Genomic DNA, 14,573 nt, shown 5'->3' with positions numbered 1-14,573 from the left:
CCCGCACCCACCCCCGGAATGGCGGAACCCACCACCCGGTGGAGGTCATCGGCCGAGGAGCACGCGTGCCCTCACCGCGACCCCATCCCCGGCGGCGGACACTCGCGACGACGCTCGCCGGACCGACCGCGAGACGCATGCCTCCGCCGTGCTCCCCGCCCGGGACGCCACGGTGGGGCGTCGAGGACGTCCACCCCGCTCCAACCGGGCGCGGGGAACCGCAGGTGGAGGGGGCCGGATCGTGGGAGCAACCCGGGTACGGCCGGCCGGGCAACGCCCCGGACGCGGGGCCTGGCTGGGCCCGGTGGCGCTGGGTCTCGCCGTGGCCAGCTGGGTGTTCCCGGTCGGTTCCCTGGTCAGTGCGGGTTCGGCACTGGCGTGCGCCGTCCTGTCGGCCCTCACCGGGCGGGAGTACCGGGTCGACTGGACCGCCGTGCTCGGCGGACTCCTGGCGACCGGGAACCTCACGTTCTCGCTGTTGTTGACCCTCGCCGACGCCCAGCACTGATCCCCTCACCGGTGCGGCGGCCCGGGCCGAGCATCCCCACCCGCCAGGTGCGGCGCGCGGCGGAGGGGAGACGGCCGCCGCACCTCGGCCTCCCCTGCGGACACCACGGGCCGTCCGCCCACCCCCGTCCGTGCGACGGGATTGGCACCCACGAGGGCGGCGGCCCGCCAGCCCGCTCACGCTGGGCGACCCCGCCGACCACCGATCCGGCAAGCGCGAGATCCTGGGAGGAGAGGTCGGCGGCCCGGGCCGGCGGCCCCAGGCACCGCACGGGGCGGGCAACGTCGGGACGACGACACGCGTCCCCCGGAGAACGAGGAGCACCAGAACCCCGCCCGCCGAGACGGCACCCACGACTGTGTCAAGATCATCGGCCGGGTCCCGCACCCGCCCCGTTCCACGCCCCCGCCGGTAGCGCGGACCGCCGCCCGACCGAGATTGGACAACGGACACGCATGGCACAGACCCCTGACGGCGTCCCCGGCATCAGCGCGAGCCTGTACCGGGGGCTGGTCGAGTTCGCGTCCGGAACGCCGGACTGGGTGCACCTCGCCTCCGAGATCATCACCGACGGGCTGCCGATCATGCTGGTCGTGCTGCTCCTGCTGAACTGGTGGCGGGCCAGGGGGGCCGGGGGCCGGGCTCTGCCGCTGGCTCTGCTCGCCCTCGCGGCGACGGCCCTCTCCTACCTGGTGAGCGAGGCGATCAAGACCGGGGTCGGGCAGGAGAGACCCTGCCAGTCGATCGACGTGGTCATGATCGTGGCCTGCGATCCCATCGGCGACTACTCGTTCCCCAGCAACCACACCACCTTCGCCACGGCGGCGGCGGTCGGGTTGGCGATGGCCTGGCGACGGGTGGCGACCTGGGTGCTGGTCTCCGCCGTGGTGACCGCGTTCTCCCGGGTGTTCGTCGGCGCGCACTACCCGCACGACGTGATCGCCGGACTGGTGCTGGGCACGCTCGTCGCCTACCTGGTCATGCGGTTCGGCGTCGCGCCGATGGGCAAGCTGACCGACTGGGCGGCGGGGGTGCCGGCGCTGCGGTGGGCGGTGGCCACCGGGCCGGTGCCCGCCGCCGTGTCCCCCTCTCCCGCCGAGGAGGCGGCCGGTGCCGGCGATGCGCCGGCGTCCCGCGAGCACACCGAGCCGACCCCGCCACGGCCGGTGTCGTCGGTGCCGCCCCCGGCCGCCCCGACGACGGCGATGCCCAGGCCACCGGCCGACGAGGACGCCACCACCGCGCTCCCCGCCCAGCCCACGCCCGAAGCGCCGACCACCGCGCTGCGCACCCCCGCGGGGTCGGCGGCGCCCACCACCGCCCTGCGCACCCCACCGCCCGGACCGGAGGAGGCCGTGACCGAGGCGCTGGGCCGCCCGGCCCCCCGGCGGCCCGCCGTCGAGGACTCCGAGGCCGACACCGTGCACCTGCCGGTCGTCCGCCCGGGCCGTGACCGGGCACCGGGCGGACGACCTGATGGTCGACGCGGTCAGCCCGGCGAGCCCGGCCGGGGTGAGCGCCGGCCCGGTGGACCGCCGCGGGACGGGCGCCCGGTGGAAGGCGGCCAGCCCCGCGGCGGGCGGCCCGGGGACGGCGGCCCCCCGCGCGAGGGTCGCGTGGTCGACGGTCCCCCACCCGGTCGCCCGCCGGGCGGCCAGCAGCCGCCGCCCGAGTGGGGTGAGGAGCCCACCACGAGGTTCCCCACCGTCCGCTGACCGGGCCCCTCCCCCAGGCCACGGGGCGCCCGACGCCGCCGCTGCTGCCGCTCAGGCCGAGGTGCCTCGGACGATCTCGAACAGGCTCGTCCAGTTGTCCCCGCCGTGACCGGCGGCGATCGCCCGCTCGTACAGGGAGTGCACGGCGCCGGGCAGCGCGAGGTCGAGGCCCAGCGCGGCGCTCGTCCGGAGGATGTGGTCGGCGGTGGCGCCCATCATCGTCGCCGTGCTCTGGTCTCCCGGGTACGAACCGGAGTCGAGTTCCTCGTCCGTCCCGGCGACCATCGCCGGGAGCTGGGTCAACGTCCCGAACGCCTGGGGGACGAAGTCGGCGGCGCTCACCCCGGCGGAGCGCACCATCGCGGTGCCCTGGAGGAGCCCGGCCAGCGCGGTGAGGAACACCGCCAACTGGGCCTGGTAGAACAGCTGGGCGGCGGCCGGGTCCTGCCCGACGTACCGGGGTTCCCCGATGACGGCCAGCGTCGAGCGGTGCCGGTCGACGACGTCCCGCTCGCCGCTGTAGTAGACGTAGCAGGCGTCGGTGCCGACCATCACTGCCGGAACCATGACCCCACCGGTCAGGAACCGCGCGCCGTGGCCCTCCGCCCAGCGGGCGGCCTCCCTGGTCACCTCCGGGGTGTCCGAACTCAGGTTCACCAGGGTCCGCCCCGCCAGGGCGCCGGTCGCCGACGCCAGCACCTCGTACATGGCCTGGTAGTCGGTCAGGCTCAGCACGACGACCTCGCTGGCCGCGACGGCCTCCGCCGGGCTGGCCGCCAGCGTCGCCCCCTCGGCCACCAGCTCGTCGGCCCTGCTCGCCGTGCGGTTCCACACGGTCACCGGATGCCCCGCGCGCAGCAGGCTCCGCACCATCGCCCGCCCCATCGGGCCCAGCCCGATCAGGGTCACCGGGGCTGGCGTGCTCCGCTCGTCACTCATGGTCCTCGTCCTCGTCGTTCGTCGTGTCGGCGCCGGGGAGGGCGGTGTGCCTCGTCCGTCCACACCGCACCCGGGTGGTCCTGGTGGAGCCATGCCCTCCCCGGTTCGACGACCACCCTCGTCGCCCACGCGCACGGTTTCCCCCGGGTGCGCGCACGACCCGGTCGTGACGGGGACGACGGCTAGGGTCCGCTGGTGCGATTCGGGGTGTTGGGGCCACTGGCGGTGTGGACGGACGCGGGCACGGCGGTGACCGTGCCGGAGGCGAAGGTCCGGCTCCTGCTCGCGGTGCTCCTGCTCGGCGAGGGCCGGCCGGTGCCGACCAGCGCGCTCGTCGAGCGGCTGTGGCGTGGCCGCCCCCCGGGCAACCCGGTGAACACCGTCCAGACCAAGGTGTCCCAGCTGCGCCGCGCCCTGGACCGGGCGGAGCCCGGGGCGGGGGCCCTCGTCGTCCGCCAACCCCCCGGCTACCTGTTGGCCGTCGCCGGGTCCGACCTGGACCTGCGGCGGTTCCGGGGCCTGGTCGCCGAGGCCCGGGCGGCCAGGGACCCCGAGGTCCGCGCCGGCCGGCTCGGGGAGGCGCTGGCGGTGTGGCGGGGGCCGGCGTTGGCGGACCTGGCGGCGGAACCCGCCGCCGTGGCGGCGGCGTCGGTGTGGGAGGAGGAACGGCTGGTCGCGACGGAGGAGTGGGCCGAGGCCCGGCTCCGGCTCGGCGACCACGCCGGGCTCGCCGTCGAACTCACGCCGACGGTCGCCCGCCACCCCATTCGGGAACGGCTCCGCGAACGGCACCTGATCGCCCTCTACCGGGCCGGCAGGCAGGCGGAGGCGTTGGCGGGTTACGAGGAGCTGCGGCACCGCCTGCGGGAGGAACTCGGCGTGGACCCGAGCCCACCGGTGGCCGCGCTGCACCGGGCGATCCTCCGGCAGGACCCCGCGCTCGCCGCGCCCTCCCCACCTGCGCCGGCGGCGGGCACGGCGGCGCCCCTCCCGACCGCGCTGACCACCCTGGTGGGTCGGGAGGCGGCGGTCGCGGAGCTCGTCGCCGTCCTCCGCCAGCAGCGCCTGGTCACCCTGACCGGACCGGGCGGGGTCGGGAAGACCCGGCTGGCGATCGAGGTGGCCCGCCGACTGTCCACCCAGCACCCCGACCACCCGCCGCCGGTCCACCCCACCAGCGGACCGCCACCCGCCGCACCCGCCGAGGACCCCGACACCGAGGCACCCGTCACCGCCCGGCTGGTCGAACTGGCCGGGTTGGACGCTCCCGGCCCTGATCACGGGGACCCGGTGGACCGGGTGGCCGAGGCGGTGGCCTCGGCTCTCGGACTGCGCGACGTCCTCGGCGGCGCCTCCGACGAGCCCCACCACCCGCGCACCGGCGAACGGCTGGCGGCGGCGCTGCACCACCGCGACTGGCTGCTGGTGGTGGACAACTGCGAACGGTTGGTCGCCGCCGTCGCCGACCTCGCCGCGCTGCTGCTGGCCCGGGTGCCCTCGCTGCGCGTCCTGGCCACCAGCCAGGAACCGCTCGGGCTCGCCGGGGAACGGGTGTGGCCGGTCCCCCCGCTCAGCCTGCCCGCCCCGGCCAGCGCCCCGGCCGCCGAGATCGAGGTCCGCGCCGGGGCCGAACGGAGCGACGCGGTGCGCCTCCTCGTCGACCGCGCCGCCGACACCACGCCCGGCTTCGCCCTGACCGACGGCAACGCCCGCGCCCTGGCGGCCGTCGCGACCCGGCTCGACGGCATCCCCCTCGCGCTCGAACTGGCCGCCGCCCGGATTCGCGCACTCGGCCCCGAGGAGCTGCTGCGCCGCCTCGACGACCGGTTCCGGCTGCTCACCCGGGGCCCACGCGACGCACCCGACCGGCAGCGCACGCTCCGCGCCACCCTCGACTGGAGTTGGGAACCGCTGAGCGAGCCGGAACGCCTCCTGCTCCGCCGACTCGCCGTCCACCGCGACGGGTTCGACCTGGCCGCCGCCGAGGACGTGGGCCCCGGGGGCACCGTCGCCCGCGAGGAGGTCGTCGACCTGCTCACCACCCTGGTGGACCGGTCCCTGGTCACCCCCGTCGACGGCGGCACCGGACTCCCCCGGTACCGGCTGCTGGAGTCGGTGGCCGCCTACGGGCGCGACCGGCTCGCCGAGGCCGGCGAGCTCGACGCGGTGCGCCGCCGGCACGCCGCCCACTACCTGGGCCTGGCCGAACGGGCCGACGACGGGGTACGTGGCCCGGAGCAGCGCCGGTGGTTGCACCGGCTCGACGCGGAGACGGCGAACCTCCGCCACGCCCTGGACACCGCCACCAGCTGCGGGGACGTCGACACCGCGCTGCGCCTGGTCACCTCCCTGGTCTGGTCCTGGTTCCTCCGGGGGCGCACGGCGGAGGCCCGGCGCTCGCTGCGGGCCGCGCTGGCCGTTCCCGGAGCGGACCACCACCCCGCCGGGGAGACCGCGTCGGCCTGGCTGGCCGGCCTGCTCGACCTCGACGGGCACCCCGTCGACCCCGGGCTCCGCCCCGGCTGGGCCCGCGTTCACCCCGAACCAGCACCGCCCGCGCCGGCGGGCACCGCACCCGCCCGCCCTGACCCCGCGCACCGGGCCGACGGCACCCGCCGCCCCGCACCGCTACCACCGGCCGGCCCGTCAGGCGAGGCCGACCCGGCCGGTCGAGCCGTGCCGGCCGGCCCACCAGGGGACGCCGACCCGGCGGGGCAAGCCGCACCGGCCGTGTCCTCCGAGGACCCGGCGACGACGGGCAGCGCGCTCCTCGCCCGGGGCCGGGCGCTGTGGTTCCTCGGCTACGTGACCTCCACCCTGGGCGACCTGGTCGCCGGCAGCCAGCTCACCGACCGGGCGCTCACCCTGATCGAGGCGCGGGGCGACACCTGGGGTGTGGCGGCCGCCCTCGCCGACCGGGCCAACCAGCGGATGGGCCGGGGCGACTTCCCCGCCTCCCACGCCGCCGCCACCCGCAGCCGTGAACTCTTCCGGGGGCTCGGCGACCGCTGGGGGCAGCTCCAGGGCGCGTTCGTGCTCGGCGCCCTGGCCGAGCTGGCCGGCGACTACCCCCGCGCCGAACGCCTGCACCAGGAGGGGTTGCGCGGCGCCGAGGGGCTCCGGCTGTGGCCTGAGGTCTCCTACCAGCTGTCCTGGCTGGGCCGGATCGCCCTGCTCACCGGCGACCACACCCGCGCCAGGGACCTCCACGAACGGGCCAGGACCGTCGCGCTGGAACAGGACTTCACCCCGGGCCGGCTGTACGCGGAGACGGGCCTGGCGCTGGGGGCGCGCCGGGAAGGCCGCTGGGACGAGGCCGAACGCCTGCTGCTCGACCTGGCGGACTGGCACCGCACGACGAGTTTCGAACCGGCGAGCACCCTGATCCTCGCCGAACTCGGCTTCGTCGCCGAACAGCGCGGCGACGCGGTCACCGCGCTCCGCCTCCACGACGAGGGGCTCACCACCGCCAGGCGGCTGGTCGACCCCCGGGCCACCGCGCTCGCCCTGGAGGGCCTGGCCGGCGGGCATTCCCTCGCCGGCAACGCCACCCGGGCGGCGCGCCTGCTCGGCGTGGCCACCGGCCTGCGCGCCGGAATCGGCACGCCCCTCCCGGCGGCGGAGCGCCTCGACGTGGACCGCATCACCACCCGGGCCAGGGGAGCCCTGGGCCCCGACCGGTTCGCCGCCGAGTTCGACGCGGGAACGTCCTGGGTTGCGGTGGCCGGCGCGGACGCCCTGCGGGACCTGGACGCCGTGCTCGGCGACTCCCCACCAGGCGCCACCTGAGTCCGGCTCCCCCACCGCAGCCCGGCCTTCGGGTCGATCCCGTCGGTGCCCGCGTGGCCCGCCTTCGGACGGACGTCCGCGGCCACGGCCGCTGGTGGACCAGCGCGGTCAGCACGTGAGGGTCACCAGCGAACCCCGTCCACCGCTCGGACGGCCCGGCCCCCGTCCACACCAGCCCCTCCGGGCGCCCGTCCAGCCGACGTCACGGCCCCCACCTCGCGCAAGGCGGTCGGTGTTCCCGCCCGGCGCCGGGCCGTTCCCGTTCCTCCCGGGCCACCGGGAACACGGGTGCGGCCGTGTACCTTGTCCCGACGTGGCTCACGCGACGACGGCTGACGGCGCCCGCATCTGGTACGACGGCGACGGGGACGGCGACCCCGTGCTGCTGCTGCCCGGCCAGTCCCTCGACTCCCGCATGTGGGGCCCGCTGGCCACGGACCTGGCGGCCCGGCACCGCGTCATCCTGATGGACAACCGGGGCACCGGCCGCAGCGAGGACGGCGCCGAAACCGACTACTCCACCGCCCTGTTCGCCCGGGACGCCCTCGCCGTGCTCACCGCCCAGGGCATCGACCGGGCCCACGTCTACGGGTTCTCCATGGGCGGGAGGATCGCGCAGGTCCTGGCCACCCTCGCCCCCGACCGGATCGGCGCGCTCGTCCTCGCCGCCACCGGCCCCGGCGGAACCGAGGAGGTCCCCCGGTCCGAGGCCGCGAACGAGGCACTGCGAACGGTGTCCACCCCGGCCGGACGGGCCGCGTTGACCGAACTGTTCTTCACCCCGGACTGGGTCCGGGACCACGCGGAGCTGGTGGAGAGCGTGACCCCGTCGAACTCCCGGCGGTCGCAGCGCCGCCACTTCATCGCCAGCACCGACCACCGAGGATGGGACCTGCTCCCCCGGATCACCGCTCCCACCCTGGTGTTGCACGGCGGCGACGACGCCCTCACCCCACCCGAGAACGCGCACCGCATCGCCGGACGCGTCCCCGACGCCCGGGTCCGGATCTTCGACGGAGCCCGGCACGGGGTCCACCTGGAGGCCCGCCCCGCCGCCAGCGACACCGTCCTCGACTTCCTCGCCCAGAACCCGCTGGACTGAGACACCAGCGGACGCGCCAGCCGGATCCGTCGGGCCGCGAGACCGACCCGCCCGGAGTCCGGGGCAACCCGGCACCGCCTGCCGCCGGCCCCGTCACTCGGGGGCCCCAGCGCGGCGGCGGACGCCAGCCACGCGAAGCCTGGACCACGGCGTTGGCCGAGGTCAACCACCCTGCCGGTGATCGGGTACCCGGTCTCAACCCGCCGCCGGACCTGAGCGGTGTTCCCGTTAGACTTTCCGATCGTTCGACATGGTAGGGAGCCCGGTTGGTCCGCTTCCGCCACCTGAAGGCGAGTTCACGCACTCTCGCACCTGAGCTGACGAAGGAACGCCATGCTTGATCTGGACCTGATCCGCCGTGAGCGGGAGGCCGTCGCGGCCGCCCTGTCGAAACGACTCGACAGCTCCGAGGTGGATCGGTCCCTGTCCGCGATCGTCGACCTCGACGCGCGGCGCCGTCAGCTGCTCCAGCGGATCGAGGAGGAGCGTCGCAAGCGCAAGGAGGCCTCACGCGCCTACGCGAAGGCCAAGCGCGAGTCGAGCGAGCCCCTGCCCCCGCCCCCGGACACCAAGGCGGCGTTGCTCGCCCTCGAGAGCGAGCTGGAGAACGTCGGCGCGGAACTCCGCCAGGAGATGGCCGGCCTGCCGAACATGCCCGCCGACGACGTCGTGCCGGGCGGCAAGGAGAACAACGAGGTCCTGCGGGTGTGGGGCGAGAAGCCGGCCCTGGGGGACTTCATCGACCACACCGTGGTCGCCAAGGAGTACGGGCTGGTCGACTTCGACCGGGGAACCAAACTCGGCGGCTCCGGCTACTGGATGTACACCGGCTACGGCGCCCGTCTGGAATGGGCGCTGCTGAACTGGTTCATCGACCAGCACAACGCCGCCGGCTACACCTTCGTCCTGCCGCCGCACATGCTGTTGGAGAGCGCCGGCTTCGCCGCAGGGCAGTTCCCCAAGTTCAGCGACGACGTCTACCACATCGCCAACCCGGTGTCGGACCGCCCGCAATTCCTGCTGCCGACCTCCGAGACCGCGCTCCTCGCCGCCCACCAGGACGAGATCTTCACCGAGGCGGAGCTCCCCCGCCGGGTCTTCGCCTACACGCCCTGCTACCGCCGGGAGAAGGCCGGCACCCACTCCGACGAGCGTGGCACGGTGCGCGGACACCAGTTCAACAAGGTCGAGCTGTTCCAGTTCACCACCCCGGACGGCGCCGCCGAGGCCTTCGAGTCGATGGTCGACGCCGCCGAGGCACTGGTGCGCGGGCTGGGCCTGCACTTCCGGACGTCGAAGCTCGCCGCTGGTGACACCAGCGCCACGATGCGCAGGACCTTCGACATCGAGGTGTGGATGCCGCACGCCAACGGCTACAAGGAGGTGTCGTCGGTGTCCTGGGCCGGCGACTACCAGGCCCGGCGGGCGAACATCCGCTTCCGCGCGCCGCAGGCGAAGCAGACCCAGTTCGTGCACACCCTGAACGGGTCCGCCCTGGCCACCAGCCGGCTGATGCCCGCCATCCTGGAGCAGTTCCAGCAGGAGGACGGTTCGGTGCTGGTGCCCGAGGTGCTGCGGGACCGCGTGGGCACCGACCGCCTGGTGCGCCCCACGCGCTGACAACGGACGAGACGGGGTGTGGACGGGTTCACCGTCCACACCCCGTTCGCGTTCCTACCGGGCACCGACCACCCCGGGCCGAGTAGCCGGGCTGATGGACCTCCGTGCCGACGGACCTCGGGGACAGCTCGACGGGCGGCGTGGGACCCAGGCCCGCCATAGCGCTCGGCATGGTGGTGCGCCGGAGGCGCCGAACCCTGAGGAACGCGACGGCCTCTCCGGCCCGGCAGCACGGCGTCGGCAGCGAGCGCAACCTTCCCGCTCCTCCCGTCCTTCCCGTCCGCTCGGGACGGCTGGCCAGGAGGCAACGGGATGCGGCCCCGCACGAGGAGTGCGAGGGCCGCGCCGAGAACGTCGTTCGCGGGGTCAGAGACGGTCGCGCTTCACCGCGTCGATGAACGCCGTGAAGACCTGACGATCAACGACCAGAACACCACCGCCCCGGTTCTTGCTGTCCCGAATCCCAGCCAAGCCCGGCGCCCCACCCACCTCGATGCAGTCCCCTTGCGGGCCGCTCGCTCGTGCCTTCCGCCAGCCGAGGAGTTCCTGTGCGGTCATGCTGCCTGCCCTTCGTACTGGTCTCCGTAGCGCGGAACAGTCCCGGTGGGGATCCCCAGTTCTCGGGAACCCGGCAGCGCCCCTGACGCCATCCGCCGACGCTCGAACGGGCTCACCAACCGGCCTTGTCGGTCGGGATCGTCCCCCCCGGCCGGGATGACGGACACCGGGAGCAGGACGAGGTTCGGGCCCGAGGAGCACGAAGGCGCGCCCGGAACGTCGGGATCAGAGACGATCGCGCTTCACAGCCTCGATGAACGCCGCGAAGACCTGACGATCAACGACCAGAACACCAGCGCCCCGGTTCTTGCTGTCCCGGATACCAGCCAAGCCCGGCGCTCCACCAATCTCAACACAATTGGACTGGTTATCGCTGCGGGTCGACTTGCGCCAACCTGTAAGAATGGTGGTCATCATTCCTCGCTCTGAGTGCTTCGATAGGACTGTGCGTAACGGGTAATCATCTGGCGAGAAGCTTCTGGGTTGAGGGTAGCTGCGATGATCGTATCCCGCGCCTGCTCAAACGCGGCCACATCGCGTCGTGTATGGAGCATCGTGCCTGCCTGCGCATGGTCCAGATGGACCACTGGCGGACCGTCTGGCAACTCGACGAGCATCCAACCCGACGCCATCATGGCCGCGCTCCCGGCGGCAAGTGGGATAACCCGCACCTCCACATTTCCTGCGTCCACCAGCGATACGAGGTGGTCCATCTGATGGGCCATGACAGCAGGGCCGCCGATGGTCCTGGCGAGCACTGCCTCGTCGATCAGTGCGAGCATCTTGGGTGGCTCAGCTCTGGTCAAGATTTGCTGGCGGCCGATTCTGTAGTAAGTGCGGGCGTCGATGACGTCAGGTGGGAGCCCCTCCATCACTGAGCGGATGTAGGGCTCCACCTGTAGCAGCCCGGGAACGAGCAGCGCGTTCGCCTCGGTGAGTGCGATGGCTTCACGCTCGTAACGCACCAGGGTCGCAAGCTGCGCCGTGGCGCCGCTCCCGCCGCTCGTTGACCACGTATCGCGGTCGACATCCCGTGCCATCGCCATGATGCGGTCACGCTCGTCGGGCGGAGTCCCCACCGTGCCGAGCAGCGCGGCCAACTCATCCAACGGTGCCCGCCTGGTACCGCCTTCGAGCCTGACAATCGCGGTATGGCGTAACCCCATCTTGTCCGCCAGCGCGCGAACGGTGAGGCCCGAAGCTGTCCGCTGCTTTCGGATGGCGTCGCCGAGCGCCCGGGACAAGGGCGTCAGGTTGGTACGGGCCATGCACCACAGAGTAGTCAGCCAAGCCTCGATGTCATTCATCCGATCGAGCGCTTGCCACCTCCGCCACCACGCTCCAGGCTGGACACAGAACCAAGGCTGGTTCGCGAACCATTTTCGGTTCGCACATCAGGAGGTTACTGCATGTGGCAGGCCGTCAACACTCCGGTATTCGCCATCGTGGTCACGCTGGGACCCGCGGCACTGATGGTGGCGGCTGCGGTCCTCTTCGAACGCGAGAACCGGCACCGCGAAAAGCCACGGCACGCGGTTGCCACACCTCCACACAACTCCTCCCGACCCACTCACCCGATCCCCGTAGCCGTACTGCTCGCGACGCGAGCCCAGGACAGGCCGGACGCGCCGCCCGACTCCCCGAGGCGCGCCCGGCCGGGGGCGGCGGACCCCGACACCACCGCCGCCCCCTTCCACCGTCCGGCCCCACCTCCCCTCGGGGGCCGGCACCGCGCGGCGACGGTGCGCCCCGCCGCCGCGCACCGGGAACGGTCGTCGCCCGCCCCGCGCACGCGCGGGCGACGGCCGGGGGCGGTGGCACCTCCCCCCGATCCCGCGGCCACCGCCCCCATCCCGGCCCTGACCGGAGTCCTTCCCATCTGGACGGAGCCCAGCCCGTGACCAGTCCCCACCGCACCCTGCCCCGAGACGCCTGGCGAGCCAGCGTCGCCGCAGTGGCACCCACCGGACAACCCACGACCGTCGTGCTCACCCTCACCGCTGACGAGTCGGCGGCGGTCCTGCTCGCCGCCGGCACCGTCGGGCTGGTGGCGCCGCACGCCGCCCGACAGTTCTCCACGGCCCTGCTCCATCGCCGGAATCTCGCGATCCCCCTGCACGTCGGGTCCTCGGCGTTGCGCCTGGCGGTGACGTCCCTCGCCGTTCCCGGTGCGGGTACTGGAGGCGCCCGGCTGGCGCTGGCCGGCAATGGGTGGGGGTGGCCGCTACTGCTGGGTCCCCGCCCGGTGCGTCAGTTGGCACGGGTGCTGGACGAGGCAGCCGGACGATGCCGGCGGGGGTGGTGAGCGTGAACCCGGTCGATGTGGCGGAGTCGGTGACCACGGTGCTTCCCCGCATTCCGCCAGCACGGTCCTGCCGAGTCCGTGCCTTCGTCCTCCCCCGTCGTTCCAGCCGGATACGGCCCTACCTGAGGCAGGGTGCGCGGTGACCACATCGGAGCCGGTGGTTCTCGTGCCGGGGAACGCGCTGGGACGGATCATCGGATGGATGCCCGCCCGGTGTGGGCCGGTGTCCGTGCTGGTGGAGACCAGCCGGCTCGGCGTTGTCCTGCGCCCCGAGCACGCACCCGAGGAACCCGTGGGCCTGCCGGTGATGCAGGCCCGACGGGTCGCGGGTGCCCTGCTGGTGGCGGACGGGGAAGCGGTCGTGACGGCGATCGTGCCTGGGCCGGAACCCGTGGCATCGCTGATGGTCAGCACCTTGCCCGCCTTGGGCGGGAAAGCGGTGACCGTGGTCGTGGGTGGCGATCAGTTCGTGTGCGTTCTGCCTTCCCCCTGCTCGGCCGCATTTCCCGCTGATTCGCAGGTCACCCCGCCGAAGGAGGCGGGAGAGTTCATCGCGAGAGCAGCAGACGGGTTCTGACGCCTACTACGATCCGCACGAAGGAACACGCGAGGCTCCGGGTCGTGCCCTTCGGAGGGCGCCCCGGCGCCTCGCAGTCCCGTTAGGAAAAGGACCGGCGCAACGCGCGCCCCTGGCAGTCACCAAGGCAGCATCAGTGGGTTGCGATCCTCACCGGGCCCGGAGGCCCGGTGCAACTCTCCTCACCAACTCGGAAGCCGAGCTCCTGAAGTCCAAGTTGCGATCCTCACCGGGCCCGGAGGCCCGGTGCAACCCCACCACTCGGGCCAGGCGTTCCACCGGCCCTGGCGTTGCGATCCTCACCGGGCCCGGAGGCCCGGTGCAACGACCGCGGCCAGGAGGGAGTCGACGTCGCCGGCGGCGTTGCGATCCTCACCGGGCCCGGAGGCCCGGTGCAACGGCTAGGTCGCCGGGGATGGCGCCGCCGTCGATGTCCGTTGCGATCCTCACCGGGCCCGGAGGCCCGGTGCAACCTGGTGTTACCGCACCACCCGGGCCGTTCTGTCTCCAGTTGCGATCCTCACCGGGCCCGGAGGCCCGGTGCAACCCGTCGCGCACCGGATTGCGGCGCGACTCTCCGCAACCGGTTGCGATCCTCACCGGGCCCGGAGGCCCGGTGCAACGCCCGGGCGGGCGACCCTTCACAGAAGGAGTCCCCGATGGTTGCGATCCTCACCGGGCCCGGAGGCCCGGTGCAACCTCGGTGGCCCGGAGGCGGAGGCACGGATTGTATCGTTGCGATCCTCACCGGGCCCGGAGGCCCGGTGCAACTATGGGGAGATCGTCCGTTACCAGCTGTCGGACTTCGCGTTGCGATCCTCACCGGGCCCGGAGGCCCGGTGCAACCGCGGCCAGGTCGGCGAGGACTCGGTCAAGTCCTCGTTGCGATCCTCACCGGGCCCGGAGGCCCGGTGCAACCTGCGTGAGCAGCGGTTTTCCCATTTCATGTTGCGACAAGCTTCCCGCAAACCAGACAAAGATGACGACACGCCCGGGATTTGCTTAGGAGAGTCCAGGCGTGTCGCGTGACGCTTCCGATCCGCGCGAACTCCACACGGCACACGGCGCGGATCCGCACCACCCTGGGGCCGGCTCGGCCGGCCTGCGAGCGCACCAGCGGAATTCCCTGTCACGACTGCCCTTCCTGTCCAGTCTCCGGAAAGCACCGTCAGTACACCAGAGGCGATTCGTGCGGCGCGAGCCGCGACGCCCCCATGTGCTCCGCGCGGGAGAACGAACCCCGGTCGAGGTGGTAGACGCGGATACTGTCCCGCTCGGAGTTGATCACCTCTGCCAGGCGGTGCTTCATCAACACCCAGTCCTGCGGCCGGCACACCACCTCGAACACGGACTTCTGCACCCGGTGCCCGTAAGCCTCGCAGATCTTCGCCACCCTGCGCAGCCGCCGCTGACCGTCCCGAGTAGCGGTCTCAACGTCGTAGCTGATCAGCAACTCCACC

General features: G+C 73.4%; 12 protein-coding genes and 1 CRISPR repeat array. Of the genes, 7 read left to right on the top strand and 5 right to left on the bottom strand.

What is annotated here, in order from left to right:
* Positions 1 to 241: 241 nt before the first annotated feature.
* Together G443_RS02140 and G443_RS24805 are read left to right on the top strand one after the other, a co-directional pair.
* Complete coding sequence (locus G443_RS02140; protein WP_103056590.1) at positions 242 to 508, top strand: hypothetical protein; 267 nt, start codon at positions 242 to 244, stop codon at positions 506 to 508.
* Between the two features lie 455 nt (positions 509 to 963).
* Entirely contained in the window at positions 964 to 2,223 is a 1,260-nt protein-coding gene (locus G443_RS24805) for a phosphatase PAP2 family protein (RefSeq protein ID WP_051314395.1), read from the top strand.
* A gap of 51 nt (positions 2,224 to 2,274) precedes the next feature.
* On the opposite strand, the gene G443_RS02130 is transcribed toward G443_RS24805, so the two are convergent.
* Positions 2,275 to 3,162: an NAD(P)-dependent oxidoreductase gene (locus G443_RS02130; RefSeq protein WP_026420654.1), complete on the bottom strand. Its 888-nt coding sequence runs from the start codon at positions 3,160 to 3,162 to the stop codon at positions 2,275 to 2,277.
* Positions 3,163 to 3,357: 195 nt separating this feature from the next.
* Here G443_RS02130 and G443_RS02125 point away from each other — a divergent pair, with 195 nt between their 5' ends.
* The 3 genes from G443_RS02125 (at position 3,358) to serS (ending at position 9,673) form a co-directional block, all read left to right on the top strand.
* Positions 3,358 to 6,951 carry an ATP-binding protein gene (locus G443_RS02125; RefSeq protein ID WP_026420655.1) on the top strand — a complete coding sequence of 1,198 codons (3,594 nt, stop codon included), beginning with the start codon at positions 3,358 to 3,360 and terminating at the stop codon, positions 6,949 to 6,951.
* A 313-nt stretch (positions 6,952 to 7,264) separates the two neighbouring features.
* Positions 7,265 to 8,053: an alpha/beta fold hydrolase gene (locus G443_RS02120; RefSeq protein WP_026420656.1), complete on the top strand. Its 789-nt coding sequence runs from the start codon at positions 7,265 to 7,267 to the stop codon at positions 8,051 to 8,053.
* Positions 8,054 to 8,386: 333 nt separating this feature from the next.
* Positions 8,387 to 9,673 carry a serine--tRNA ligase gene (gene serS / locus G443_RS02115; protein WP_026420657.1) on the top strand — a complete coding sequence of 429 codons (1,287 nt, stop codon included), beginning with the start codon at positions 8,387 to 8,389 and terminating at the stop codon, positions 9,671 to 9,673.
* A 366-nt stretch (positions 9,674 to 10,039) separates the two neighbouring features.
* Here serS and G443_RS02110 read toward each other — a convergent pair whose 3' ends face one another.
* The 3 genes from G443_RS02110 to G443_RS02100 form a co-directional block, all read right to left on the bottom strand.
* On the bottom strand, positions 10,040 to 10,231 hold the full coding sequence (locus G443_RS02110) for a DUF397 domain-containing protein (protein WP_026420658.1): 192 nt from the start codon (positions 10,229 to 10,231) through the stop codon (positions 10,040 to 10,042).
* Between the two features lie 225 nt (positions 10,232 to 10,456).
* A complete protein-coding gene (locus tag G443_RS02105; protein WP_081715747.1) occupies positions 10,457 to 10,645 on the bottom strand; it encodes a DUF397 domain-containing protein in 189 nt (62 codons plus the stop codon).
* Positions 10,645 to 11,499, bottom strand: a complete 855-nt coding sequence (locus G443_RS02100; protein ID WP_162147343.1) for a helix-turn-helix domain-containing protein — start codon at positions 11,497 to 11,499, stop codon at positions 10,645 to 10,647. Before G443_RS02100 ends, G443_RS02105 begins: the two co-directional genes overlap by 1 nt.
* Positions 11,500 to 12,128: 629 nt before the next feature.
* Here G443_RS02100 and G443_RS02095 point away from each other — a divergent pair.
* Positions 12,129 to 12,536, top strand: coding sequence for a hypothetical protein (locus tag G443_RS02095; protein ID WP_026420662.1), 408 nt, complete (start codon positions 12,129 to 12,131; stop codon positions 12,534 to 12,536).
* 223 nt (positions 12,537 to 12,759) lie between these two features.
* Complete coding sequence (locus tag G443_RS02090; protein WP_035293183.1) at positions 12,760 to 13,113, top strand: hypothetical protein; 354 nt, start codon at positions 12,760 to 12,762, stop codon at positions 13,111 to 13,113.
* A 140-nt stretch (positions 13,114 to 13,253) separates the two neighbouring features.
* A CRISPR array of direct repeats spans positions 13,254 to 14,031; the repeat unit is 37 nt; unit sequence GTTGCGATCCTCACCGGGCCCGGAGGCCCGGTGCAAC.
* Between the two features lie 250 nt (positions 14,032 to 14,281).
* Here G443_RS02090 and cas2 read toward each other — a convergent pair.
* Positions 14,282 to 14,572 (bottom strand): CRISPR-associated endonuclease Cas2, encoded by a 291-nt coding sequence (cas2, locus tag G443_RS02085; RefSeq protein ID WP_026420664.1) that lies wholly within the window; start codon positions 14,570 to 14,572, stop codon positions 14,282 to 14,284.
* Between the last annotated feature and the right edge of the window lies 1 nt (position 14,573).

It is taken from the genome of Actinoalloteichus caeruleus DSM 43889 (assembly GCF_000429185.2).
Lineage (GTDB): Bacteria > Actinomycetota > Actinomycetes > Mycobacteriales > Pseudonocardiaceae > Actinoalloteichus_B > Actinoalloteichus_B caeruleus.
Note: the sequence above shows the minus strand (reverse complement) of the source record. Positions and strands in the feature narration are given on the sequence as shown.

What these genes read in the sequence shown, in the direction of transcription:
- G443_RS02110 (WP_026420658.1), bottom strand. Translation starts at nt 10,231, where the DNA reads ATGACCGCACAGGAACTCCTCGGCTGGCGGAAGGCACGAGCGAGCGGC.
- G443_RS02130 (WP_026420654.1), bottom strand. Translation starts at nt 3,162, where the DNA reads ATGAGTGACGAGCGGAGCACGCCAGCCCCGGTGACCCTGATCGGGCTG.
- G443_RS24805 (WP_051314395.1), top strand. Translation starts at nt 964, where the DNA reads ATGGCACAGACCCCTGACGGCGTCCCCGGCATCAGCGCGAGCCTGTAC.
- G443_RS02100 (WP_162147343.1), bottom strand. Translation starts at nt 11,499, where the DNA reads ATGGCCCGTACCAACCTGACGCCCTTGTCCCGGGCGCTCGGCGACGCC.
- serS (WP_026420657.1), top strand. Translation starts at nt 8,387, where the DNA reads ATGCTTGATCTGGACCTGATCCGCCGTGAGCGGGAGGCCGTCGCGGCC.
- G443_RS02105 (WP_081715747.1), bottom strand. Translation starts at nt 10,645, where the DNA reads ATGACCACCATTCTTACAGGTTGGCGCAAGTCGACCCGCAGCGATAAC.